The 25116-nt window shown below is 58.7% G+C and carries 21 protein-coding genes; 4 read left to right on the top strand and 17 right to left on the bottom strand.

The window, feature by feature from the left end; translation table 11 throughout:
• Window positions 1-89: 89 nt before the first annotated feature.
• From AGR2A_RS03525 to AGR2A_RS03515, 3 genes are all read right to left on the bottom strand, one after another.
• Window positions 90-1766, bottom strand: a complete 1677-nt coding sequence (locus tag AGR2A_RS03525) for an ABC transporter permease (protein ID WP_072528661.1) — start codon at window positions 1764-1766, stop codon at window positions 90-92.
• Between the two features lie 72 nt (window positions 1767-1838).
• Entirely contained in the window at window positions 1839-2855 is a 1017-nt protein-coding gene (locus AGR2A_RS03520) for a Fe(3+) ABC transporter substrate-binding protein (protein WP_004439728.1), read from the bottom strand.
• Window positions 2856-3008: 153 nt separating this feature from the next.
• Entirely contained in the window at window positions 3009-4055 is a 1047-nt protein-coding gene (locus tag AGR2A_RS03515) for an ABC transporter ATP-binding protein (protein ID WP_072493944.1), read from the bottom strand.
• 354 nt (window positions 4056-4409) lie between these two features.
• Between AGR2A_RS03515 and AGR2A_RS03510 the strand changes: the two genes are divergently transcribed.
• From AGR2A_RS03510 to AGR2A_RS03500, 3 genes are all read left to right on the top strand, one after another.
• Window positions 4410-6122: a long-chain fatty acid--CoA ligase gene (locus tag AGR2A_RS03510; protein ID WP_072493943.1), complete on the top strand. Its 1713-nt coding sequence runs from the start codon at window positions 4410-4412 to the stop codon at window positions 6120-6122.
• Window positions 6123-6232: 110 nt separating this feature from the next.
• Window positions 6233-7858 (top strand): glucose-6-phosphate isomerase, encoded by a 1626-nt coding sequence (pgi, locus tag AGR2A_RS03505; protein WP_080822399.1) that lies wholly within the window; start codon window positions 6233-6235, stop codon window positions 7856-7858.
• A gap of 87 nt (window positions 7859-7945) precedes the next feature.
• On the top strand, window positions 7946-8815 hold the full coding sequence (locus AGR2A_RS03500; protein ID WP_072493941.1) for an ornithine carbamoyltransferase: 870 nt from the start codon (window positions 7946-7948) through the stop codon (window positions 8813-8815).
• Between the two features lie 16 nt (window positions 8816-8831).
• On the opposite strand, the gene AGR2A_RS03495 is transcribed toward AGR2A_RS03500, so the two are convergent.
• The 14 genes from AGR2A_RS03495 to AGR2A_RS03430 all read right to left on the bottom strand — a co-directional run bounded on the left by AGR2A_RS03495 (window position 8832) and on the right by AGR2A_RS03430 (window position 24232).
• The gene (locus AGR2A_RS03495) at window positions 8832-9560 is read right to left on the bottom strand and encodes an esterase family protein (protein ID WP_037089368.1); all 729 of its coding nucleotides are present in this window, start codon (window positions 9558-9560) and stop codon (window positions 8832-8834) included.
• On the bottom strand, window positions 9557-10522 hold the full coding sequence (locus AGR2A_RS03490) for an acetylxylan esterase (RefSeq protein ID WP_072494853.1): 966 nt from the start codon (window positions 10520-10522) through the stop codon (window positions 9557-9559). Before AGR2A_RS03490 ends, AGR2A_RS03495 begins: the two co-directional genes overlap by 4 nt.
• Before the next feature lie 125 nt (window positions 10523-10647).
• A complete protein-coding gene (locus tag AGR2A_RS03485) occupies window positions 10648-11574 on the bottom strand; it encodes a carbohydrate kinase family protein (protein ID WP_037089369.1) in 927 nt (308 codons plus the stop codon).
• 98 nt (window positions 11575-11672) lie between these two features.
• Complete coding sequence (locus AGR2A_RS03480) at window positions 11673-12371, bottom strand: orotate phosphoribosyltransferase (protein ID WP_004439706.1); 699 nt, start codon at window positions 12369-12371, stop codon at window positions 11673-11675.
• 147 nt (window positions 12372-12518) lie between these two features.
• Window positions 12519-13556, bottom strand: coding sequence for a dihydroorotase (gene pyrC, locus AGR2A_RS03475; protein ID WP_072493940.1), 1038 nt, complete (start codon window positions 13554-13556; stop codon window positions 12519-12521).
• Between the two features lie 112 nt (window positions 13557-13668).
• Window positions 13669-14706, bottom strand: a complete 1038-nt coding sequence (locus tag AGR2A_RS03470; protein ID WP_072493939.1) for a 4-hydroxyproline epimerase — start codon at window positions 14704-14706, stop codon at window positions 13669-13671.
• A gap of 123 nt (window positions 14707-14829) precedes the next feature.
• On the bottom strand, window positions 14830-16152 hold the full coding sequence (locus tag AGR2A_RS03465; protein ID WP_006698933.1) for an alpha/beta hydrolase: 1323 nt from the start codon (window positions 16150-16152) through the stop codon (window positions 14830-14832).
• A gap of 187 nt (window positions 16153-16339) precedes the next feature.
• Window positions 16340-17836, bottom strand: a complete 1497-nt coding sequence (locus AGR2A_RS03460; RefSeq protein ID WP_006698932.1) for an acetyl-CoA hydrolase/transferase family protein — start codon at window positions 17834-17836, stop codon at window positions 16340-16342.
• A gap of 294 nt (window positions 17837-18130) precedes the next feature.
• Window positions 18131-18931, bottom strand: coding sequence for a phosphodiesterase (locus tag AGR2A_RS03455; RefSeq protein WP_072493938.1), 801 nt, complete (start codon window positions 18929-18931; stop codon window positions 18131-18133).
• Between the two features lie 63 nt (window positions 18932-18994).
• Window positions 18995-20287: an ABC transporter substrate-binding protein gene (locus tag AGR2A_RS03450; RefSeq protein WP_072493937.1), complete on the bottom strand. Its 1293-nt coding sequence runs from the start codon at window positions 20285-20287 to the stop codon at window positions 18995-18997.
• Window positions 20288-20329: 42 nt separating this feature from the next.
• Window positions 20330-21151 (bottom strand): carbohydrate ABC transporter permease, encoded by an 822-nt coding sequence (locus AGR2A_RS03445; RefSeq protein ID WP_072493936.1) that lies wholly within the window; start codon window positions 21149-21151, stop codon window positions 20330-20332.
• Window positions 21151-22077: a carbohydrate ABC transporter permease gene (locus tag AGR2A_RS03440; RefSeq protein ID WP_035206712.1), complete on the bottom strand. Its 927-nt coding sequence runs from the start codon at window positions 22075-22077 to the stop codon at window positions 21151-21153. The genes AGR2A_RS03445 and AGR2A_RS03440 overlap by 1 nt, the downstream gene beginning before the upstream one ends.
• On the bottom strand, window positions 22074-23219 hold the full coding sequence (locus tag AGR2A_RS03435; RefSeq protein WP_072493935.1) for an ABC transporter ATP-binding protein: 1146 nt from the start codon (window positions 23217-23219) through the stop codon (window positions 22074-22076). Before AGR2A_RS03435 ends, AGR2A_RS03440 begins: the two co-directional genes overlap by 4 nt.
• Before the next feature lie 200 nt (window positions 23220-23419).
• Window positions 23420-24232, bottom strand: coding sequence for a class I SAM-dependent methyltransferase (locus AGR2A_RS03430; RefSeq protein ID WP_072493934.1), 813 nt, complete (start codon window positions 24230-24232; stop codon window positions 23420-23422).
• 338 nt (window positions 24233-24570) lie between these two features.
• Here AGR2A_RS03430 and AGR2A_RS03425 point away from each other — a divergent pair, with 338 nt between their 5' ends.
• Window positions 24571-25095: a hypothetical protein gene (locus AGR2A_RS03425; protein WP_080822398.1), complete on the top strand. Its 525-nt coding sequence runs from the start codon at window positions 24571-24573 to the stop codon at window positions 25093-25095.
• Window positions 25096-25116: the final 21 nt, after the last annotated feature.

The following is a 25116-nucleotide window of genomic DNA, read 5'->3' as shown; positions in this document are numbered from 1 at the left end:
CCCGATGCTTGTCGTTTTCTGGGTGGATTTGAAGCTTATTGGCCTCTCGCACAATTTTGCGCCGCAATTTATCCAGCGGAGCTTCAATGTCAGTTCTTGCGCCGGCCGATCCTTGCAAGTTGCATGACCGGAAGCATGCCGATGACGACGATTGCCAGCGCTGCGATGGCCGCCTCCTCGTAGGTGCCACGCGCCGCTTCGCCATAAAGATGGGTGGCAAAGGTTTCGAAATTGAGCGGCCTCAACAGGAGCGTAGCGGGAAGCTCCTTGACGCAGTCCACGAAGATCAGCAGTGCCGCAGCCGCAAGTGAGGCCTTGGAAAGCGGAAGATGGACGTGTCGGAATGTCTGCGTCGCGGATCGCCCGAGCGTTCGCGAGGCGTGATCGAAGGACTGCGGGATGCGGCTGAGGCCAGCATCCACCCCACCGGCGGCAATGGTAAGGAAACGTGCGGAATAGGCGTAGATCAGCGCGGCGCCACTGCCGATGAAGATGAGGCCTGTCGATATGCCGAACCAGTCGCGCATGGTCTCGTCGACAAAGCGGTCAAAGCCGCCGAGCGCGATCAGGACGCCGATGGCGATGACCGTTCCGGGGGCAGCATATCCCACCGTCGAAAGACGATAGGACCAGAGCGACAGGCGGCCCGGCGCAAGGCGCATGGTGTAAGCGACGACAAGGCCGAGGATGAGGGTGATCACCGTCGCCACCCCGGCAAAGACGATGGTGTTCAGGGCCTCATCGGCAAAACGGGGGGACAATCCGTTGAAACGAAACCGTTTCCATGCCTCGGTGACGAGATAGCTGGCTGGCGCCATAAAACCGATCAGGACCGGCAAGCTGCCCAACAAGAAAGCGGCCCAACCCTTCAGGCCATTGAGCCGCAGCGGCTCCAGTTGCCTGCTTTTCTGCGCAGAGACCGCGTAGCGCTGCTTGCGTCGCGCCCAGCGCTCAAGCGCCACGAGGGCGACAACGATGAACAGCATGGAAAGCGCAATCTGCGCCGCACCCGGCAGGTCGGATTTCGTGACCCAGGTGGTGTAGACGGAGACGGTGAGTGTGCGGACGCCAAGAAATTCGGACGCGCCGATATCGTTCAGCGCTTCCATCAAGGCAAGGCTGACGCCGACCGCAATCGCCGGGCGCGCCAGCGGCACCGCTACCTTGAAGAAAGCCGCACCTCTGGAGACTCCGAGCGTGCGCGCCGCTTCCAGCAGGTTGCCTGCCTGCGTGAGGAACATGGCGCGCACGGGAATATAGACATAGGGAAACAGCACGAAGCCGAGAAGGACGATGCATCCGGTCATGGACCTTATGTCCGGAAGACGGAATTCACGCGGGCTGGAATAGCCGAGCAGCCAGCGGATCGCGCCCTGCACAGGCCCGATGGGATGCAGAATATCCAGATAGGCGTAAGCGACGATATAGGTGGGCATGGCCAGCGGCAGCAGCAGCGCCCATTCCAATATTTTGCGGCCGGGAAAATCATAGGCGGTGACCAGCCAGGCGGCACAGGTTCCGACGATACCTGCCAGCAGCCCGACACCGGCAAGAAGGATCGCCGTATCCGGAAGCGCCGTCCAGAGCACGGTTGAGCCCAGATGCGACCAAAGGCCATCAGAACCCTGCAACGCCTGCAAGACAAGCGCCATAACCGGAACCATGGCGCTGCAAACCGCCACCACTGAAAGGCACAGCCACCAGAAGGAGGATGAAAATCTGGCTCGGGCACGAGGTGTCAATGGCTGGGTGGCGTCTGGGTTCATGTGCTTCTGGAAAATACGCGGAAAGGCGCCCGCAATTGCGAACGCCTTTCACATGTTATCGCTGATTGGCCTTTACTTGTCGAAACCGACCTTGTCGACCAGCTCGCTCGCCTGCTTGCGATGCGATACGATTTCCGTCAGCGGCTTGTTATCGATCTTCAGCGTGCCGAACGAAGCGACGATCTCGTTGAGAGCCGCGCCCTGCTTGACCGGATATTCGTAGTTGGCCTCGGCATAGATCTTCTGGGCTTCGTCGGAAACGAGATATTCCAGAAGCTTGACGGCTTCCGCCTTGTTCGGCGCATTTTTCGCCACGGCTGCGCCGCTGATATTGACCTGCGTGCCGCCATTCTTGAAGGTCGGCAGAACCACCTTGATGGCGTCGCCCCACTTCACCTGCTCCTCGCCGCCCTTGCCCGAGCGCATCAGGCCGACATAATAGGAGTTGGCGATACCGATATCGCAAATGCCGCCGAGGATGTCCTTGGCGACATCGCGGTCACCGCCGCCTGCCTTGCGGGCGAGGTTTTCCTTGACGCCGGCAAGCCACTTCTCGGTGTCTTCAGCGCCATAATGGGCGATGTAGTCCGCAAACAGCGCCGTATTATAGGGATGCTGTCCGGCGCGAATGCAGACCTTGCCCTTCCACTTCGCATCAGCGAGATCTTCATAATTGAAGGAAGCGAGATCGAGGTCCTTGGCTGCATACAGAACGCGGGCTCGCATGGAAAGCGCGAACCAGTGACCCTTGGCATCGCGCAGTTCAGCGGGGATGGCCTTGCTCAGGGTCTCGGATTCGACCGCCTGCGTTACGCCCTTTTCAGCGAGATCGACAAGATTGCCGGCGTCTACCGTCATCAGAACGTCAGCCGGCGAACTCGCGCCTTCGCTCAGAACACGCTCCGCGAGGCCGTCCTTCAAAAACACGGTATTGACCTTCACGCCGCTCGAAGCGGTGAAGGAGTCCAGGAGGGGCTGAATGAGGCCCGGCTCGCGGGTGGTATAGATATTGAGTTCAGCGGCATTGGCTGCGCCGGCTGCAAAGGCAACCGTGCTGGCAAGCAGGGCGAACCCGGTAAATTTCTTCATGTTTTGTCTCCCTCTCCGATAACGGCAATAGGGGGAGCAGACATCATACATGATGATACAAATCAAGTTTTATTTCGCCATTTTCCGCCGGCTTTTGATCACCAAGAGTTGAAAACGGGGAGAAAACGAACATGCAAACGAGCTCATTCAACTTCAGGTAAATATCAGCACGCCCTTCGGATCAATTCCGAAGCGTATCGCCCGCGTCTTGGCGGCTGTACGCTGCATTGTTCTGACGCGAAGATCAGCTGGTAATCCGGGCACGGCGATGCCGAGCTGTTCGATCTCCCCCAGGAAGACCCGGCTCGATATTTCGCCAGCAATACCTTCTTTCGCGGCGTCTTCGATAATCGAAATCGCATTGGGCCGAACATAGGCAACCGCCGGGAGGCCATCGGGCAGATCGGAGGCATCCCCCAGCAGGCCAAGCGGCGTTTCCACGCGACCCTGCCTTACCCGTCCTTCAATCTTGTTGAAGGCGCAGAAAAAATCAGCGGCATAGCGGGTCTTGGGATTGTCGTGGATTTCATAACCCGTGCCGCTTTGCACAATCCGTCCGCGCTGCATCAGAACCACGCGATCGCCCGCCGAAAGCGCTTCTTCGGGATCGTGGGTAACCATGATTGCCGTCGTGCCCAGCTGGCGTAGAAGACCTAGCGTCTCATCGCGCACATCGTCACGCAATCCCCTGTCCAGATTGGAAAAAGGCTCGTCCATCAGCAGAAGGCCAGGCTGCGGGGCGAGTGCACGGGCAAGCGCGACGCGTTGCTGCTCACCGCCCGACAGCGTATGCGGATAACGTTTCGCAAGTTCTTTGAGATGCACATGTTCGATCATCTCCGCAGTGCGCGCCCGGGCCTGCGCTTTCGGCAGCGAGCGGAGGCCGAACATGACGTTCTGCTCGACGGTAAGATGCGGGAAGAGCGCATAATCCTGAAATACGAAACCGATATTGCGCTTTTCGGGCTCGATGAAAACTCCAGACCCGGCCACGACGGCGCCGTTCAGGGAAATGCTGCCTTTATCGGGTGTCTCCACACCTGCGATGATACGCAGCAAGGTTGATTTTCCGCAGCCGGAGCGCCCTACAAGACAAATGATCTCACCGCTTTCGACGGACAGATCGATGTCGGACAATACATCCGTATCACCGAATTTCTTGCCCACCGATTTCAGTTCTAGCGCTGCGCTGCCTGCCATTTCCAATCCTGCCCTGCTTTGCGAATTATGTTGATCGCTCAAATCAGGATTAAAGTCAAAAAAGACGGGGAAAATGCGTTTTCCATCACGAGTTGGCGAGATGTGCGGCAGCAATATTGACGTTTACGTTAGAGTTAAATAGGTTTCGCCGATAAGATGGACGTCAAGGGATTACGCGTCTATCATTCGTCACCGGGGAGCGGGAGGAGCAGTCGATCCGGTGACGTCACAAGTGGTTCCCTCACGCCGGCAGATCCCGGCAGGTGCGGGAGCCTCGTGAACATCAGGCAGCCGAAAGCGCTGGTCACGCGTTCCACAGAATGCGCGGCGCGAAGAGACTCTGGGAGGAGCAGCATGAGTGAATTGTCCCTGGGACACCCGCAGAACGCCGTCATTGGGAAGCGCTGGCTGGCTTCCTATCCGCCGGGCGTTCCTTCCGAGATTCCCGTATCGACCAATGCCTCCCTCGTCGATCTTCTCGAAAAGAGCTGCGTGCAGTTTGCCGACCGGAAGGCCTTTTCCAGCATGGGAAAGTCGCTGACCTACCGGGAACTGGACGCTGAAACCCGAGCCGTCGCCGCCTGGCTGCAGTCCAGAGGACTGGAAAAGGGCGACCGGGTTGCCGTGATGATGCCGAACATCCTGCAAAATCCGGTTGCGGTTTATGGAATCCTGCGGGCAGGCATGGTGGTGGTCAATGTCAATCCGCTCTACACACCGCGCGAGCTGGAACATCAGCTGAAGGATTCCGGTGCAAAGGCGCTTTTCGTGCTGGAGAACTTCGCGCATGTGGCGCAGCAGGCGGTGCCGAAAACGGCGGTGCGGCACGTGGTCGTCGCGGCGATGGGCGATCTTCTCGGCCTCAAGGGACATATCGTCAACCTGGTGGTCCGCAAGGTCAAGAAACTGGTGCCCGCCTATACCATTCCCGGCTCCATCAGCTTCAAGGCGATGCTGAAGGAAGGTCAGGGATTTTCGCTGAAGCCGGTCAGCCTCACGGCGCAGGACATTGCTTTCCTGCAATATACCGGGGGCACGACGGGTGTATCCAAGGGTGCGGTTCTCACGCATGCCAACCTTCTGGCCAACAAGCTTCAGATCAGCCTGTGGCTGGACGCCGCCTTCAACGGCCAAAAGGATCGCCCTGAAGTTCTCAACTTCATCTGCGCGCTGCCGCTCTGCCACATCTTCGCCTTGACGGTGAATTCGCTGATGGGCATTGCGCTTGGCGGCCACAATCTGCTGATTGCCAATCCACGCGATATTCCCGGTTTTGTGAAAGAATTGTCGCATTATCAGCCGCATATTTTCCCCGGCATCAATACGCTTTTCAACGCGCTGATGAACAACGAGGATTTCCGCAAACTCGATCTGTCGTCGCTCATTCTGGTTCTCGGCGGCGGCATGGCGGTGCAAAGGCCTGTCGCGGAACGCTGGCTTTCCATCGTCGGCTGCCCCATTGCGGAGGGTTACGGCCTCTCCGAGACATCGCCGGTTGCCACCGTCAACCGCCTCGATTCCACGGAGTTCAGCGGAACCATCGGCCTGCCGATCTCTTCCACCGAAATCGATATTCGCGACGAGGACGGCAACAGCCTGCCCACCGGAGAGGTCGGAGAAATCTGCATCCGTGGGCCGCAGGTGATGGCGGGTTATTGGCAGCGGCCGGACGAGACGGCAAAGGCGATGACATCAGACGGCTTCTTCCGTTCCGGCGACATGGGCTTCATGGATGAACGCGGTTATACCAAGATCGTCGACCGCAAGAAGGACATGATCCTCGTCTCCGGTTTCAACGTCTATCCGAACGAGGTGGAGGAAGTGGCCGCCAGCCATCCAGGCGTTCTGGAATGCGCCGCCATCGGCGTTCCGGACGAGCACTCCGGCGAAACCGTCAAGCTTTTTGTGGTCAAGAAGGACCAGTCGCTCACGGAAGCGGAACTCAAGGCGTTTTGCGCCAAGAACCTGACAAACTACAAGCGGCCGAAGATCATCGAGTTCCGTACCGAGCTGCCGAAATCGAATGTCGGCAAGATCCTGCGGCGCGAATTGCGCAATCTGAACTGAACGAAATCGAGCCGGGTGACCGGCTCTTTTCTTTTATCGAAGCCGCCTTGATTTGGCCGCCTGAAAAAGAATAGTTTCCTCATCCTTCCACGGAAGCCGAGGAGCACAAGATGCAGGCCACCATCGAAAAACTGAAAGCAACGGCGAGCAGCACAGCCGCAACCGATCTTCGCGCCGCCTTTGCGGCTGATGACAAGAGATTCAGCCGTTTCAGCGCCAAGTTCGATGACCTGCTGATGGATTATTCCAAGTGCGCCGTGAATGAAGAGATCGTCACGCTTCTCGAACAGCTTGCACAAGAAGGCGGCGTCGAGGCCAAGCGCGAGGAGATGTTCTCCGGCAAGGCGATCAATTTCACCGAAGACCGTGCCGTCCTGCATACCGCGTTGCGCAATCGCGCCAACACGCCGGTTCTCGTTGACGGCAAGGACGTGATGCCCGATGTGAACGCGGTTCTGTCTGCCATGGGCAGGTTTGCCGATGCCATCCGTTCCGGTTCGCTGAAGGGCGCGACCGGTAAAAGGATTACCGATGTCATCAATATCGGCATTGGCGGTTCCGACCTCGGCCCGGTCATGGCAACGCTGGCGCTGGCACCTTTCCATGACGGCCCGCGGGCGCATTTCGTCTCGAACATTGATGGCGCGCATATCGCCGATACGCTGAAGCTCATCGACCCCGAGACGTCGCTCTTCATCGTGGCGTCGAAGACCTTCACCACCATCGAGACGATGACGAACGCCGCCACGGCGCGCCGCTTCATCGCCGAAAAGCTGGGTGAAGACGCCGTCAAGCATCACTTTGCCGCGGTTTCCACAGCGCTGGACAAGGTTACCGCCTTCGGCATCGAAAGCGACCGCATCTTCGGTTTCTGGGACTGGGTTGGCGGCCGTTACTCGATCTGGTCTGCCATCGGGCTGCCGCTGATGATCGCCATCGGTCCGGATAATTTCGGCAAGTTCCTGGATGGCGCCCACGCCATGGATCGCCACTTCCGCGAGGCGCCGGTCCGTGAAAATCTGCCGATGTTGCTCGGCCTGATCGGTTTTTATCACCGCAACGTACTGAATTACCCGACGCGGGCGATCCTGCCCTATGACCAGCGGCTCTCGCGTTTCCCGGCTTATCTGCAGCAGCTGGACATGGAATCAAACGGCAAGGGTGTGACCATCGACGGCACGCCGGTCGAAGGCCAGTCCGGCCCGGTTGTCTGGGGCGAGCCCGGCACGAATGGTCAGCACGCCTTCTATCAGCTGATCCACCAGGGCACGAGCGTCATCCCGGCGGAATTCATGATCGCAGCCAACGGTTTCGAGCCCGAACTGCGCCACCAGCACCAGCTTCTCATCGCCAATTGCCTGGCGCAGTCGGAAGCGCTGATGAAGGGGCGGACGCTGGCTGAGGCAAAAGCCCAGCTCACCTCTAAGGGCGTGGATGACAGACATGCGGATTTCATTGCGCCGCACCGTGTCTTCACCGGCAATCGTCCGTCCATCACCTTCGTCTACGACAAGCTGACGCCATTCGCGCTTGGCCGCCTGATCGCGCTTTACGAACATCGCGTCTTCGTCGAAGGCGTGCTGTTCCGCATCAACTCCTTCGACCAATGGGGCGTGGAGCTTGGCAAGGAACTGGCGACCGGCCTGCTTCCGGTCGTCGAAGGAAAGGAAAGCGCCGCTGGCCATGACAGCTCTACGCAGGGCCTGGTGAAGGCGCTGGCGGGTCTGGCGGGGTAAATCCAGGCACTGCAATTTACGAAAGCCGGAGGGCGACTTCCGGCTTTTTTCAATGCAGCGTTGATCGAATGTCATTTGGAGGTGCATATGTCGTTCCGGCCGGGCAGAGACTTTCTGGAGTTTCACAACCTGAGTGCGGACGCGATCTTCTCGATCATCGACCGCGCGTGCGCTCTGGCCGAGGACTGGTTACAAGGCACGATGCCACAGACGCTCAAGGGAAAACGTGCCGGGCTGATCGTTGACGACACCGGCTGGCGCAATACCGCCGCCTTTGATCTCGGTATCCAGGCGATGGGCGGCACCTGCGTTACCGTTCCGATCAACTTTAACGGCCGAGAAGAGATTGCCGATCTGGCTGGTTATCTCGACAATTGGTTCGATCTTTTGATTATCCGCACGAAGGACCTCTCGACACTTCGGGCACTTGCAGCCGACATGCGCGCACCTGTCATCAACGCGCGGACAAAATTCAATCATCCATGTGAAACGCTTGGTGATTTAGCCTATGTGAAAAGCCTGAGAGGCCAGAAAGCCGGCCTCAAAATCGTCGGTGTAGCACCGGACGCCAATATTTTACGCTCTTGGATCGAAGCCTCGATTTCCCTGCCCATTCAGGTCACGCAGGTTTACCCGGATCAATGGCACGTCACGGATGCCGCGCTCATCAATCCGAACTTCCGGGCAAGCACGGACATGGATGAGCTACTGGATGCGGATGTGGTCATTACCGATTCCTGGCCGTCCGACGCCAATCATTATCTGGCCGATTATCGTATATCCGCGTCCCTTCTCGACAGGATGCGGCCTGATGTGATTTTTTTGCCCTGTCCGCCAGTCTCGCGTGGCCAAGAGGTGACCGCGGACGCAATGGCCCATCCGGCCTGTCAGAGCCGGTCGGCAAAAGCTTTTCTTCTACATGCCCAGAATGCCCTGATGGAATTTCTTCTCGCATGAGGCGCGGGCTCCAGCCTCAAATATAAAGCGCCGCCATCTTGCGCCACGCACCCGCCCGATGCGCGCGGCCTTCCCAGACATGCATCTGGTGCCCCACCTGCTTGCCCGAAAGCACGTGGCTTAAGTGGTGATTGTTGTCCAGAAAGGGGTCAGCGTCGCCAATGGTGAAGACCATGTCGATGCGGCGCAGGTGATCGAGCCGCCATGGGCAGTTTAACCCGGGGAGAAAGTGGCTCGGCATGTGGAAATAGACGTCATCGTCATAATAGCCGTCGAATAGATCACCGAAAGACTCCACCTCCATCGTCAGGTCATAGCGGCCGGAAAAGGCGACGAGCTTGGTGAAGAGATGCGGGTGACGGAACACGAGGCTGGCGGCCTGAAAGGCACCGAGGCTGCAGCCCTGCACGATGGTGCTGCCGTGCGGATTTTTCTCTGACATCAGCGGCAGCACTTCGCCCAGAATATAGGCCTCGAGTGCGGCGTGACGTCGGAGACGGTCAGCGGGGTGGTTGTGGCCCGCGTAGAAACTTTCCCGTGCCAGACCCTCGATACAATAAAGCTGGAGGTGGCCGGCCTCCAGCTTGTGAGAAAGACTTTCGACGACGCCCAACTCCTCATATTCGAAGAAGCGCCCGTCGCGTGTCGGGAACATCAGCACCTTCGCGCCGGCATGACCGAATATCAGGAGCTCCATGTCGCGATGGAGCCTGTGACTATACCAGCGGAGATATTCGCGTTTCATGGCACCTTGAAAAACCGTCTGACCTTGTCATTATGGACCGCATCTTGCGATGCGCTGTCAGGGTAATCGAAATGCCCGGCGTCGAGGATGAAGATTTCATTAAATTTTGACGGCGGCAAAGCGTTGGCCACCGCGAACTGGCAGGGCGGCGCCACGGCTGGATCAAAAAGCGCAGGCGCAATCAGCATGGGCACGCTTATGCGGGCGGCCGCGCAGGCCGCATCGAAGAGGCGCAACGTTTCAAGCACATGGGCGTGCGTCTTCGCATAGGTCTGGACGGCGTCCGCGCTGCCGAGTGTTGGCAGCGTCAGCCAAAACGGTCGGTGGCCGAAGGTCGGCACGACGAGATGGCCGCGGTCGATACGCTTATCATAAGGGATCGCAAGAGCGCCGATACCACCCCCGAAGCTGATGCCGCTATAACCCACCTGCCCTTCCAGCCAGGGATAAAGGCTGACGAGCGTCGATACCGCGATCCAAAGGTCATCGACACAGCCTCCGATAATATAATCGTCTTTCCGCTCGATATTATAGAGAACGTGAAGGGCCGGATCGGATGAAATCGGCGGACAGGCACTCAGCGACAGTCCACGAAAGCAGGGAAACAGCACGGCTGTCTCTTTCACCGGCACATCGAAATCAGGCTCGCCGCGCCCGCCATAACCGTGGCCGACGACCAGGCCGCGGCGGACCTGTCCTTCGCGCGGCAACAGCAGCCATCCACCGATACGGAAACCGTCGGTGGAGGTGTAGGTCAGATCGAGGACCTGCCAACGGGGATCGCTCAGCTTGCTCCGGCGCAGCACCGGGCGCGGATCAGTGGCGAGCGCGCGGCGATAGCGCTTCTCCCAGAAGTCATCGAAACCGGGTGGCGCTTCCGGGGGCGTGATGGCAAGCAACTGCTCGCGTTGCATGCCGTAGGTCGGGTCGAAATCAAAGGGATGGGCTGTTGAAACACTCATGCGACGCTTGTTTCTCGAAAAAACAGCAGACACAAGCTTGATAATACCGAAATAACGGTTTTTCACGATTTTGGCGGCGTGATGCGTGTTGAACCATCTTTTCAAAATGGTTCAACCCTAACCCATCACAAGCCGATTTCGTGCGCAAAAGGCGGATTGGCGCCAGCGCGCGAAACGGTGACTGCCGCCGCCTTTGCACCGAGCGCAAGCGCCTTTCTGATCTGCTCTTCCGTCAGTGACGCCACCTGCGCCTTGGTCAGCAGGCCCTGCATTTTTAGCGACGCAAGAATGCCGGCATCAAAGGTGTCACCCGCACCGACGGTGTCCACCACCTCCACGCGTTCAGAAGCAACTTCGACCTTCAGGCCGGTCGTATAGCCAACGGCGCCTTTCGCACCGCGGGTGACGACGACCAGCTTTGCGCCGTGGTGCAGCCAGTGGCGGGCGAGTGTATCCTCATCGCCTTCAAGACCGAACCAGGCAAGGTCCTCATCCGAGAACTTGACGATATCGGACATGGCAGCCATGCGGCGGATGCGGGCCATATGCGACTGCTTGTCCTTGATGAAGCCAGGGCGGATATTTGGATCGAGCGAGATGACACGGCTTTCTTGCTCGCGCGTCATCAGCGCTTCATAGGTGCTGCCGCAGGGTTCGGGGATGAGGCTGATGGCTCCGAAATGCAGCGCTTCGCAATCGGCGCCCAGCGCCGGAAGCTCGGCTTCGGTAATCATCCGGCCGGCGGTGTTCTCGTCATAGAAGGCATAGGTCGCGTGGCCGTCGACCAGCTTTACGAAGGCGATGGTGGTGGGGCGCGAAAGAGTGGCGCAATAGCTGAAATCGACATGGCTCGCCCTCAGGGTTTCCCGCAGGATATCGCCCATCATGTCATCGGAAAGACCGGTGAAAAAGGCGGAGGGAACGCCGAGACGTCCCAGCGCAATGGCCGTGTTGAAGACCGCACCGCCTGCATAAGGGGCAAAACCCGCCTCTCCCAGCGTTGTCTGCCGGGGCAGCATGTCGATCAGAGCTTCACCACAACACAGGATCATTACGGTCCTCCTCAAAACAGCAAATCAAATGGACTTAAATCGATTTAGACGAAGATGGATCGGAAGGCCAGCCACAAGCTGGCCACCCGCATCCGAAATTAGGATTGCGGCAATTCGCTGACACCGCCGCGCTTTGCCGACCAGGGCAGCGGGTTATCGAGGAAGGCTTCAACCTCGGAGAGGGTCTTTTCATCGAACAGTTTTTCAGCCCGGGCAACGGCCAGAACATCGCGCCAGGTCGTCAGGTAATGCAGCTTAACATTGCCGTTGGCAAAGCGTGCTTCCGCCTCCTGGAAGATGCCGTAATAGAAGAGTGCGATGCCGTGATCGACGATGCCGCCCGCCGCACGAATGGCGTCGATAAAGGTAAACATCGAGCCACCTGCGGTCGTCAGATCCTCGATGACGAGAACGCGGGCACCCTCGGGCATATGTCCTTCGATCTGGGCATTGCGGCCATGGCCTTTCGGCTTCTTTCGGCAATAGATCATCGGCAGGCCGAGGCGCTCGGCAAGGAAAGCGGCGAAGGGAATGCCCGCAGTTTCGCCGCCGGCCACACAGTCAAACTTCTCGAAACCGGCCTCACGCAGGACAGCCGCCGCCGCAAAATCCATGGCTGCGGAGCGAATGCGCGGGAAGGAGATGAGCTTGCGCATGTCGATATAGACAGGGCTCTTCATGCCTGACGCGAAGGTGTATGGGCTTTCGGAATTAAAATGGACCGCCTTGATTTCCCACAACATTTTCGCAACCAGTTCGGCAACGACGGCGCGATCGGTGAATGTGAAGTGGTTCATAGGCGTTCTCCTTTTAGGTCTTGGTTTCTCGCTCCGAAAACCCGGATCGGTGTTCGGAAAGCACGCGTCTTTGTTCGGTATTTCGTGCGCCAGCCGAGGTGCCGGCGGACCATAACAAAACCGCCGGCAGTGCCGGCGGTCATAAAATCAGTTTACATCCCAATGAAGCGGGAACATCGGATCGAATACGGTCACCGGCCCGGCGCCCGTTTCGATCTTGGCGGGGAATGACACTGGCTCGTCGCGCTTGACCAGCGTGATCGTCTCCTCATTCGGCGCCAGACCATACCAGGCCGGGCCGTTGAGCGAAGCGAAAGCTTCCAGCTTGTCGAGAGCGTTTTCGTCCTCGAAGACATGGGCAAGGCAGCTCATCGTATTGATGGACGTGTAAATGCCCGCGCAACCGCAGGCGCATTCCTTCAGCGGGTCCACGTGCGGAGCGGAATCCGTGCCAAGGAAAAAGCGCGCATCGCCAGAGGTCGCGGCAGCCCGCAGCGCCAGCCTGTGCTCCTCGCGCTTGGCGACGGGCAGGCAGTAATAATGTGGCTTGATGCCGCCAACCAGAATGGCGTTGCGGTTGATGATGAGATGATGCGTGGTGATCGAGCCGGCCAGATTGGCCTTGGAAGACTTGATATAGTCAACGCCATCGCGGGTGGTGATGTGCTCCATCGTCACCTTGAGCTCCGGGAGGCGCTGGCGCAGCGGTTCCAGAACCGTCTCGATGAAGACCTTCTCGCGGTCGAAAATATCAACTTCCGGCGTTGTTACTTCTCCATGCACGCAGAGGGGCAGGCCGATCTTCGCCATGCGCTCCAGAACAGGCATGGCCTTGTTAAAATCGCGGACACCGCCGTGGGAATTGGTTGTGGCACCGGCGGGATAAAGCTTTACGGCGGTAATCAGGCCGCTTTTCTTGCCCTCTTCCACGTCGTCGGCCTGCGTGTCCTCGGTCAGATAGAGCGTCATCAAGGGCTCAAAGCTGTCGCCCGCGGGAATGGCCTTGACGATGCGGTCGCGATAGTCGCGGGCATCTGCGGTGGTGACAACCGGCGGCACCAGGTTCGGCATGATGATGGCGCGGGCGAAATGACGGCTCGTATCCCCGATCACCCCTTCCAGCATGGCGCCATCACGAAGATGCAGGTGCCAGTCATCAGGGCGGCGCAGGGTGAGCGACTTCATCGGGATACCTCGGAGCATGATGGAATTGCGCCCGCTTAGCATCTTTTGTCGCGGGAAAACAGCCGCCCGACATGATCAGGCAGCCGTAAATGTCATTTTTTTGAAGCGCGCTTTAGATGTTGCCCGCTTCCGGACCCCAAACGTCGGTCATGGCAAAACCATCGGCCAATGGGTCGAATGGGTCGAGGCCGACCTGATGCAGACCAAAGGTAAAGCCGCGCCCGGCAATCGTGGGAATGACAGCCGGACGGCCCGCAACTTCGGTGACGGCGGAAAGGCCGACATCGAATTCCGAACCGATGATCGAGCGGGATTTATACTCGTCGCCCACCTTCACCTTGCCGCGCGCATAAAGCGTGGCGAGATTGGCGGAATTACCGGTGCCGCAGGGTGAACGATCCGCCCGGCCCGGCCACATGGTGGTGCAGGTGCGGATGGAGCCATCGGCGTCCACATCGCGGAACATCACATAGGCCACGCCCGATATGGCGGGGATTTCGGGATGCACAACGGTCATTTCGCGGTTGACCAGGTCCTTCAGGATCATACCCGCAGAGACCAGCTTCGCGGCATTGGCTTTTTCGATCGTTAGACCAATCTGACGCACATCCACCAGCGCATAAAAAATGCCGCCATAGGAGATGTCCATCGTCACCTTGCCCCATTGGGGTGTGTCGATGCTGACATCAAGCGCATGCACGAAAGACGGCACCATGGTCAACTTGACCTTTTCGCAGCGCCCGTCGCGGCAGGTGGCCGTTGCCTTCACCAGACCGGCCGCCGTTTCCAGAACGATAACGGTTTCCGGTTCGTGCATCTCCACCATGCCGCTTTCCAGAAGCGCAGTCGTCGCGCATATGGAATTCGATCCGGAGCTGGCATGCGCCTGGTCCGGCTGAAGGATGACGAAGGCGGCGTGCGCATCCGGATGCTTCGGCGGCAGAAGCAGATTGACCGAGCCCATGGGCGTGCCGCGCGGCTCCAGCGTCAGGAAGCGACGAAGCGCCTCTCCCTTTGGGTCGGTATTCATCCAGTGAAGCTGTTCAGCCACCGTATTGCCGGGAATTTTCGGCGCGCCGCCGGTGACGACACGGCCGATTTCGCCTTCGCAATGAACATCGAGAAGCTGAAGGGTGCGTTTCCAACGCATGGGGTCTTACTCCGAAAAGGGTTGTCGACCGACCATACAGATAAAAATACAAGCTGTATACAAATCTGCGACGCTCTGTGACAAAAAGCGCCTACGTTCCCGCTGCCCCTAACGCATCGCAGTTTAGCGATTGCGGCATTCCGCCCGGTTTCGATTGGCAGCGGCATCGCAGTTGATCCTTGACGACTGAAGCGCCTGATCGTCCACCACGGAGCCGGCCGTATCACCCACCGATCCCACGGTATTTTCCACCGAGCGGCCAAGCCGCTCCACCTGCCTGCCGTAGTTTTCCCGCGTGCGGGGATCGAACACAGCAATTGGCGCGCTGACCACAACGCTCGCTGCTGTTCCCACCGTCTGCGCGGCACCGATGCTGACGGCGCCCAAGGCTTCGCCCAGGCCGACATCGGAATCCGTCACGGTCTGGCCCGCGATGAGGCGGTCGCCGATCAGACGCACGACCTCCGGGCTTTCGGCAAACTTGCCGTGGTTCAGGCGGTCGCCCGATTGCAGCTTCGTCAAATCGAGAACCGTGATACCGGCCTTTTCCAGCTGGCTGCTGTAGGGCTCAACGGAAGGATCGATCTGGCCAAGACGGTCAACATTGCCGGAAATGCGGCGCGACAGGCTGAGCGCGCGGTCGTCCTGCGAAACGAAGAGCGTGAATTTCGGTGGTGTGTTGCCGAGGCTTGCGAACTGGCGGCTGAAGACATCCACGTCGAGATCAGGTGCTGCCAGAATAACGTTGCCGATCTTCGGATCGACGCGCCCATTGCGGATGGCCATCTGCCGCAACGCCTCCACCGCAAGCCAGGTGCCCATGGAGTGCGCCATGACCGTGACTTCACGGATGGATTTGTCTTTCGCCAGCCGCGTCAGCATCTCTTCCAGCGCGTCACGGGAATAGTTGGTGCTTTCCTTGTCGTAATTATAGTCGAAGATGCTGGCGCGTGACGGCCAGGTGAAGACGACGGGCACGACATCGGTTCTGGAATCATGGACGATCTGGGCAAATCGATAGACGGATTCCTCGTAGCGGTTGTTGAAACCATGCACGAAGACCAGCACGCGGCGGTCCTTTTCAATATGCCGGCCGATCCAGCTTCGCGTCTCGGCTTCGGAGCGAATGGGCTCGACCGCAACGGTAGTGAAATCCTTCAGCGGATTGGGCGGCAGCTTCTTCGGCCACTGCACCTGTCCGACCTTGCGGTTGGCGTCTGGCGGTATCGAGACGGTGACCGCGTCGACCTTCAGCCCCGTACCCCGCTCGCCGCCGAAAAGAACCGCAGGATTGTCAGACGGCGCGCGTGTCGTCGCGACAAGGAGATTCACCGGCGTCGTACCGGCCACTGTTTGTCCCGTTGGCGTCATCACTCCGATCGGCCGCCCACCGCAACCGGCAAGCAGGGCAACAATCGCGATCATGGCGACGAAGCGAATGGGCATCACATCACTCTCCTGCAACCCTGAGGCAGCCGGGTCGCTGCCGAGAGAGAGGATTTTCTACCGGAGGCGGAACTGACGCGCCAGCAACCACAGCGAAGTGGCGGATGATTTCCATCCCGGTGTGTCCAAACGGACCCAATTTCGCGTGAGCGCTTCCGATACCTCAGGCTGGATTCCTGATCCGCCGCTATTTCTGCGGCAGCATGGTGCCCCTTTCACGCAGGGCGCCATGCCACGAAAGCGCTTCTTCGATGAGATGCGGCGTGTGCCCTCCCCGCGAGACTGCCCGCTGGAAATAGTCCGTTAGCGCATCACGATAGGCCGGATGCACGCAGTTCTCGATGATGACCGCTGCGCGTTCACGAGGCGCAAGGCCACGAAGGTCGGCAAGGCCCGTCTCGGTCACGAGGATATCGACATCATGTTCAGTGTGATCGACATGGCTGACCATGGGAACGACGCTCGATATGGCGCCGCCTTTGGCGATAGACTTGGTGACAAAGATGGACATATAGGCGTTCCGGGCAAAATCCCCCGAGCCGCCGATGCCGTTCATCATATGCGTTCCCCCGACATGGGTCGAATTGACGTTTCCGTAAATATCGAATTCCAGCGCCGTGTTGATGCCGATGATACCGAGGCGACGGATAACTTCGGGATGATTGCTGACCTCCTGCGGGCGCAGAATGAGCCTGCTTTTATATTCGGCCAGACGCGGCATGACCCGCTCATTCATGGCGGAGGACAAGGTGATCGACGAACCCGACGCGAAAGTCAGCTTGCCCGCATCGAAAAGTTCGAATGTGGAGTCCTGCAGGACCTCCGAATACATTTTGAGATCGTGAAACGGCGTATCAATGAAACCGTGCATCACAGCATTGGCGATCGTGCCGATGCCGGCCTGAAGCGGCTGAAGTTCGTGGGTCATACGGCCTTGACGCACCTCGTTCAGCAGGAATTCAGTGAGGTGGCCGGCAATGGCCCTGGTTTCATCATCCGGCGGCAGCACTGTCGAGAAGCTGTCGCTCTTGTCACTCAGGACAATAGCGGCGATTTTTTCCGGCGGCACCGGAATGAAGGGCAGTCCGACACGGCTATCCGTCGCCACCACCGGGATGGGCATGCGGGTCGGACGTTTTGCGGGAATGAAGATGTCGTGCAGCCCCTCCAGCACCTCGGGCTGGGACAGGTTGATCTCGACGATCACCTTATCGGCCAGGATGGCGAAGCTCGCGGAATTGCCAACGGAGGTGGTGGGCACGATGCCACCTTCAGCCGTGATCGCCACGGCTTCAACGATGGCGATATCGACGCCATGAATCTGACCGCCGCGCAATTGCTCGACGGTCTCGGAGAGATGCTGGTCAATGAACATGACCTTGCCGTCATTGATCGCCTTGCGCAAAGCCGGATCGGACTGGAACGGCATGCGACGCGCCAGCATGCCCGCCTCGACCATGGTCTTGTCGAGATCATTGCCCAGCGATGCCCCCGTCATCAGGGTGATTTTCATGGGATGCAGCTTGGCACGCTCCGCCAGCGCCAGCGGCACCGCCTTCGCCTCCCCGGCACGCGTGAAGCCGCTCATGCCCACAGTCATGCCATCCCGAATGAGACTGGCGGCCTCTTCGGCACTGACGATCCGGTTCAAAAGGGACGCGTTGCGAATACGCTTTTCGAGCATGCACTTCTCCATGATCTGCAATCACGATGGCACGGCATTCGGCTGGCCACCTATTCGGCGACTATGGCGTGCAGTTTCATCGATGAAACTGACATAGATCAAGGGCAAGAAGGGAACCATCACTTCTGCGTATCAAATCCCGTTCAGCGACAATAAGTGACGCATTGGCGCGACAGGCTGGCAGTCCCTCACACCATACCGGCCCTGCGATCGGCAGGAGACTTCCGTTACGCCGTGATCGGCGAGGAGTGACGAGCCCACTTCGCGTCATCGCAGTGAGGAAAAAGCAACTCGTCAGGGGCCTTCGCAGACAGGCGCCCGCCCAAGCACGACCTGCCCCACTTCCACATCATAGGCACGCAGGCCGAACGCGCCGAGGCTTATGACCCGGTAACAGGGATTGCCGCCCGTCCACAGGGGATCGACGACGTCGATATCAGTGATAAAGCGATGCGCGCAGGCCTGACCGGAACTATAAGCGATGCCTTCGGCCGTCGTGCCTGCCATTGGCACATGGATATGGCCAAAGATGATGTGACGCACACCGGCCGGGTGAGCGACGAGCCGGCGCATGACAGCCCCGTCATCATGCATGCCGATATGTTCAAAATGGCGGATGCCACAATCCATCGGCGGGTGGTGAATGAAAACCGTCACGGGCAACTCGCCCGCGCTTTCCAGCGTGCTCTCCAGCCATGCCAGACGATCCTCACCATACATGCCGCCTATGACATCGGCTTCATGGCTGTCCAGAAACAGCAAACGACCAAAATCGGTGTCGATGAAGGACTGGATGTAACCGTTATCGTCGCGCGGCTGTTCGGGAAAGGCGGCCACGAATTCCGGGCGGCGATCGTGATTGCCGAGCATCAGCCGCACCGGCATGGAGACCGACGCGAGGATGCCGCGCAGCAGCTCATAGGCTTCCGGCTCACCGTAATTGCAAAGATCGCCCGTCATGACAAGAAGATCGGCGTCGGCGTGTTTTTCAACGATATCGGCGATTGCCGCGCGCAGCTGCTTTTCCGGGTCGACGCCATTTATGGCGACGCCGGGCAGCAGAAGATGGGTATCGGTGATCTGGATAATCTTCATTTGGGGCTTCCTGCGCAAAATGGCTGCGGGAACGGATTTCCCGCAGCCTCTCGATGGTGCTGATTATTTCAGCAGGGCGTTGGTCTGCTCGACGATCTGCTTGAGACCGGCTTCCGGCGTCACCTCACCGCGCATGACGGTGCCGATGATATCGCGCTGGGTGCGCCAGATGCGGACGGAATCGCCACCGGGGTAACCGGCCCAGGGCAGAGAACGGTCAGCCTGAAGCGAAGCGGTTTTCACATTCGGGTTCTCGACGTAATAAGGAGCGAGGAAGTCCGGCCCGGTTGCCAGCTTGTTGGTCGGCAGGTAACCGGTGATGCGAACGATGGTGTTCTGCGCTTCCGGACCGGTGATCCACTTCAGGTATTTCCAGGCAGCATCCTGCTTGGCCTTGTCCTGCGTCAGGATAACGGCAGAGTTACCGCCGGTCGGAACGCCGCCCTCTTCCTTGTTGTCCAGCGGGAAGGTCGCCGTCTTCAGCTTGAAGCGATCGCCAACCAGGCCCTGGATCGTCTGAACGTGAGCGGGCGTCGAAAAGATGAAGCCGGTGAGGCCTGCACCGAACTGCTGGCGGGACTGGTCCCAATCGAGCAGGTTCTGGCCACCTTCGGTGACGAACTGGCGGGTCATCTTCAGGGCGTTGAGGCCGATCTCGTTGTCGAAGGCAACGGTCTTGGCCTTCTCGTCAACGAGCTTGCCGCCCTGTTCGACGATGAGCGCCTGCCACAGCCAGTCATCCGGCCAGCCGTTGATATCGTAGCTCATGCCAGCAAACTTGGGGTCGAGAGCCTTGATCTTCTTGGCAAGAGCGATGAGCTCCGCAAAGGTCGTCGGCATCTTGTCCGGGTCGCCGCCGGCCTTGGTGACGAGGTCCGAGTTGATGTAGATGATCGGCGAGGAAGCGTTGACCGGCAGACCATACTGCTTGCCGTCGATCTGGCCGAGTGCCGCCATCTTCGGGCTGTAGTTCTTGTCGAGGAAAGCCTGACCGCCTTCAGCCTGAATGAACGGGCCGAGATCGGTGATCTGGTTACGCGGTGCGAGCGTGTGCACCAGTTCCGCCGTCAGATTGTAGCCCGAGAAATAAACGTCGGGCAGATTACCGGTAACGGCAGAGCGCAGAACCTGCTGCTGGCCTTCGTTATAACCGGCAGCCGGAGCGAGGAAGTTTATCTTCACGTCCGGGTTCTTCTTCATGAATTCATCGGCCAGCGGCTGATGGAATTTCGTGAAGCCCGGCAGGTTGTAGAGAACATTGAGCGTGATTTCGTTGGCGAAAACCGGCTGAGCGAGGCCCGCAAAAGCCATGCCAAGGGCCAGACCGCCCATCACAGCGCGTCGGTTGAGTTTCATGTCAGTCTCCAGAGAGGTTGGGAGGAGGAAGTCTGAACGGCGTCACTTGACGCCGGTCATGGTAATACCGGCGATGAAATGCCGCCGTGCCACAAGGAAGCACAGCACCATCGGCGCGGTAATCAGTGTCGCGCCCGCCATCAGCGCGCCGTAATTTGCGCCGGATTCAACATCGGCGAAAAACATCATGCCAAGCGGCGGTGGCGCGAGATGAGTGTCAGAGATAACGATCATCGGCCAATAAAGGTCGTTCCAGTGGGCGACGAGCGAAAAGACCGAGAAGGCGGCGAGTGAAGGCAGCGAACCACGCAGCACAAGCCCCCAGCAGATCTCCATTTCAGAGAAGCCGTCCATGCGTGCCGCTTCGATGATTTCATCCGGATAGCTGCGGAAGGACTGATTGAACAGGAAGATGGCGAAGACGGAGAGAAAGAAGGGCATCATCATCGCGAAATAGGTGTTCAGCAGCTCCGTCTTTGCCAGACCGACGAAAAGCGGCAGGGCAAGGGCCTGGATGGGGACGCAGAGCGCGGCGACGACCAGGCCAAGAAGCAGCTTGCGGCCCGGGAACCGCAGTTTCGCCAGAGCGTAGGCCGCCGGCACAGATGTCAGTATCTGGACGACAAGAATACCGACGCAGACGATGACGCCATTGAGCATGAAGCGTGCCATGGGCACTTGCCCGGCTGCACGGGTGTAATTATCGGCCGCGTCGAATTTCTCCGGGATCGGCCAGAGCGAAACGTTGAATATTTCCGCCGGCGAACGGATTGACGTCAGCACCATCCAGTAGAACGGCAGGAGCATCAGGAAAGCGCCGAGCGCCAACACAAGATGCGGAAGATATTTGCGGAGTGCGGCCATCAATAATGCACCTTCCGGTCCATATGCAGCGTCTGGCCGATCGAAAGCACCAGTACGATTGCGAGGAAGATCACCGTCAGCGCGGCGGCATAACCGGTGTTGGAATACTCAAAACCTTCGAGATAGAGATCGAACAGCAACGTCTCCGATCCGAAACGGCCCTTGGTCAGCACTGCCACCGTCTCGAACACCTTGAAGGCCGAGATGGAGGTGGTGACCACAACGAACATGGTCGTCGGTCCGAGCATCGGCCATGTCACCGTCAGGAAGCGGTCCACCGGGTTCTTCGCGCCATCGAGACGCGCCGCCTCGTGCAAATCCTTCGAAATGGCGGTGAGACCGGCAAGGAACAGCACCATGTTGAAGCCGAGTATCTGCCAGACGCCCATCAGCGCCATGGTAGGGATAAGGAGAACGGGGTTGGAGAGGAAAGCGACGGGTTCGAAGCCCATCCACTTGATCGCGGCATTCACCGGGCCGAGCGATGGATGGAGCAGGAATTGCCAAACGGTCGCCATGGCCACCAGCGTTGCGGTGACCGGAAGGAAGTAAGCTACTTCCCAGAAGGCGCGGCTGCGCTTGCGATTATAGACAAGCAAGGCTACGCCGAGCGCCAGAAACACACCGAAGGGAATGACGATGGCAGCGTAGATGGCCGTATTCGTCAAAGCACGCAGGAAAACCGGATCCTGAAACGCCTTGACGAAATTTCCCAGCCCCACAAAGCGCGTGGACAGCGCGCCAAGCTGATAATCCGTGACGGAAAACCCGGCGAGAACGAGCATCGGCACGATATAGATTGCCAGAAGCAGCAAGCTTGCGGGTGCCGCAAAGATCAGGCCGCGCCGGATCATCCGCCGGTCGGCCTTTGAAAGCCGCGGGCGAGCGCTGGCACGCGCCGCGCCAGAAAAATCAACCGCCGTCATGCCGGCACCTGCTCGCGAACGGTCACCTTGCGGCGGAGACCGTCAGCGGCGAAAAGATGCGCGCGCTCCGGCACAAAACCGAGGGTCATGACGCCATCCGCATCAGCGCCAAGCGTTTCGCCGGCACCCTGTCGCAGGGTTATGGCCACCGTCTCATCACTTAAAAGACGGCAACTCACGAAGCGGTCTGCGCCATGGGTTTCGCTGCGGACCACGCGCACGGCCAAACCTTCCGCGCCGGGACGCAGATCCTCTGCGCGAAGACCAAGCGTTGCGGGACCGGCGTCGCGGCCCGCGGCTTCGAGACCAAGATCCCGGGCGAAAGCCGTCACCTTGCCGCTGGCGGCGATTTCGACCGGCAGCAGATTGATGGAGGGCGTCCCGATGAAGCGCGCGACGGTGAGCGTGGCGGGCTTGCGGTAGAGTTCATCCGGCGTGCCAAGCTGCTCGATACGACCTTCAGACATCAACGCGATACGGTCGGACATCGTCATGGCTTCGATCTGGTCATGGGTGACATAGATGAAAGTCGCGCCGAGCCGCCGGTGCAGGCCGGCCAGCTCTTCGCGCATGTGGGCGCGAAGCTTCGCATCAAGATTGGAGAGCGGTTCGTCCATGAGGAAGGCGGCCGGCGAACGCACCAGTGCCCGGGCAAGCGCAACACGCTGACGCTGGCCGCCGGAAAGCTGCGCCGGCTTGCGATCCAGCAGATGCGCGATCTGCAGCGTCTCGGCCGCCTGCTCGACGGCTGCTTCGATCTCTCTCACCGTTTCGGCCGGGGCCGCAAACCGCCCGATCAGCGGTAGCCGCGCGGCAAAGGGCAAACGGCGCATCCTAAGCGGCGTCGCGATGTTCTGGCGCACGCTCATATGCGGATAAAGGGCGTAGGACTGGAACACCATCGCGAGATTACGGTCGCTCGGATCGATCTCGGTCACATCCTGTCCGCCGATGGACACCGAACCGCGATCCGGCGTTTCGAGCCCCGCTATGATGCGCAGCAGCGTGGACTTGCCACAGCCCGACATGCCCACCAGGGACAAAAACTCTCCAGGGCGGATGGAAAGATCGATCTCTTTCAGAACATCGTCGGCGCCGAAGCCTTTGCCGATGCCCGAAAGTTCAAGTGATTGTGGCGTCATTCTGCGCTCCTTTTCTGAAGCGCATATGCTTATATTGTATGACAATATGACGAAGGTTTGAGGAAAGTTCGATGACACGCGAAAGCCCGGAAATCTCGGACAATCGGAAACCGCGATGAATGGGCCTTTACTCAAAACCACTAATATTGATGGTATTTCCGCGCTTGTCCGTGAACCGAAAATCGCTGGGGGCGCAGACTTTATAATGCGGCGAGAATCACATGCGCCTGAATTTTGCCGGTAACCTCACCGCTGCCATGGCGGGCTTCAATGGCTGCGGTGACGTAATCTGTCGCAGCATCCAGTGTTCCGGGGGCCCTTGCCTCGATTTCCGTGCGCAGAACCGTTCCCTGGCAATAAGCGACCGCCGGAACACGGGGCGAAGCGGCCCGACTTTGCGCCGCCACCGTCTCGATCGTCACCCGGTAAAACCCCGCATCCTCCAGTTCGCGACGGATCGCGGCCACATCATGATAACCATGCGGGGTGCGTGCCAGGAAGCGGGGTGGATCATCGGGAAACAGGCGCGCCAACGCGTTTGTCACTTCATCGGCGAAGTGGTTTTCCCCGATGCGATCCCAGACATTGAATAAATAATGCCCGCCGGGCTTCAGCACCCGCTTTGCCTCACGATAGGCCGACGGCCGATCACCGAAGAACATTGCGCCGAACTGACAGAAGACAAGATCAAAGACAGCGCTTGCAAAAGGCAGGAGCTGAGCATCGGCCTGTTGCCATTTTATACGGTGATCCGGTGCCTGCTGCGACGCGGCGAAGTCGAGCATAGGCTGATTGAGATCGGTCACCACATAGCTGGCGGCAGGCAATAGTCGGGACGTGAGTTCGCGCGTGACGGCGCCGGTTCCTGCAGCGACCTCCAGAATATCAACCGGCATCAATGCCGCCGCCCGCCGCGCCAGATCAGTGGCGAAAGGTGCGAAAATCAACGGCACCATATAGCGGTCGTAATTTTCCGGAATCGACCCCGCAAATACCTTATCCGCTTCCAGCATGGCTTTCACCCCGAGCCATCTCACGATCGGATGATTTTAACATATATTCGGGATGTGTGGAATTCGTTCGGTCCTGCCGCGTGCCAGAGGGGCCGAGGAATCTGGCGGAACGGACTTGCTCATCCAAGCCGCATACGAGGCTAGAAATATCGCGTGTTTCAATGCTTGTTTTTAAGAAAGGAAATGGCGCGCCATCTATGACGAAAATCCGAACACATATGTCATTGAAATAGATAGGTAAAATGGTTGCGTTGGGTCTGAGAAGGAACGAATATCTTCGCCAGGAGGCTGAATTTTTATCAGCCTGTATGGAAAGATGAACCTGGTGCCTTGCCAAATTGAAGCTTTGGAAACTTTCATTCGGTAGGGCGAAGCACAATGGTGTATCTATTGATCAAGGAAGTTTTTTTGAGATGTCGTTACAATCAATAGCCGAGTATCTGGAGCCGGCCCAAGACCGAACACTTAGCAAAGGCCTGCATCTTTATCGTGGCGTAAATCTTCCAAATTCGGATGATATTAGAGCCGACCTTGGCAAGAATCTCTGGGTGTTTTCCTCCGAAGAGCGCGCTAGAGAATATATGCGAGCGTTTGAAGATAATGCTGTTAAAGTAATATTTGTCTTCACTGCAAATCGTGAACTCAGGCTCAGCGCCCTCAGATTGAATGCCGTGACAAGACACCTTTACTTGTCAAACCACTTTAGCGGGACGCCGCAAACGTATCAACGCGACAAGCTAATTGCTGATCTTGAGACGATATTACCAGGTTCGGTTGACGGGATATATGATGTTGGTACATCGGAAATCTTGATCAAAAATGGTCTGCTGGCGCACATCGAAACGCGACACTATCACGGGTAGTCGGCAGTGCGCATCTCTATG

Source organism: Agrobacterium genomosp. 2 str. CFBP 5494, assembly GCF_900013495.1.
GTDB classification, from domain to species: Bacteria; Pseudomonadota; Alphaproteobacteria; order Rhizobiales; family Rhizobiaceae; genus Agrobacterium; species Agrobacterium pusense.
This window is presented reverse-complemented; position numbering and strand designations above follow the sequence as displayed.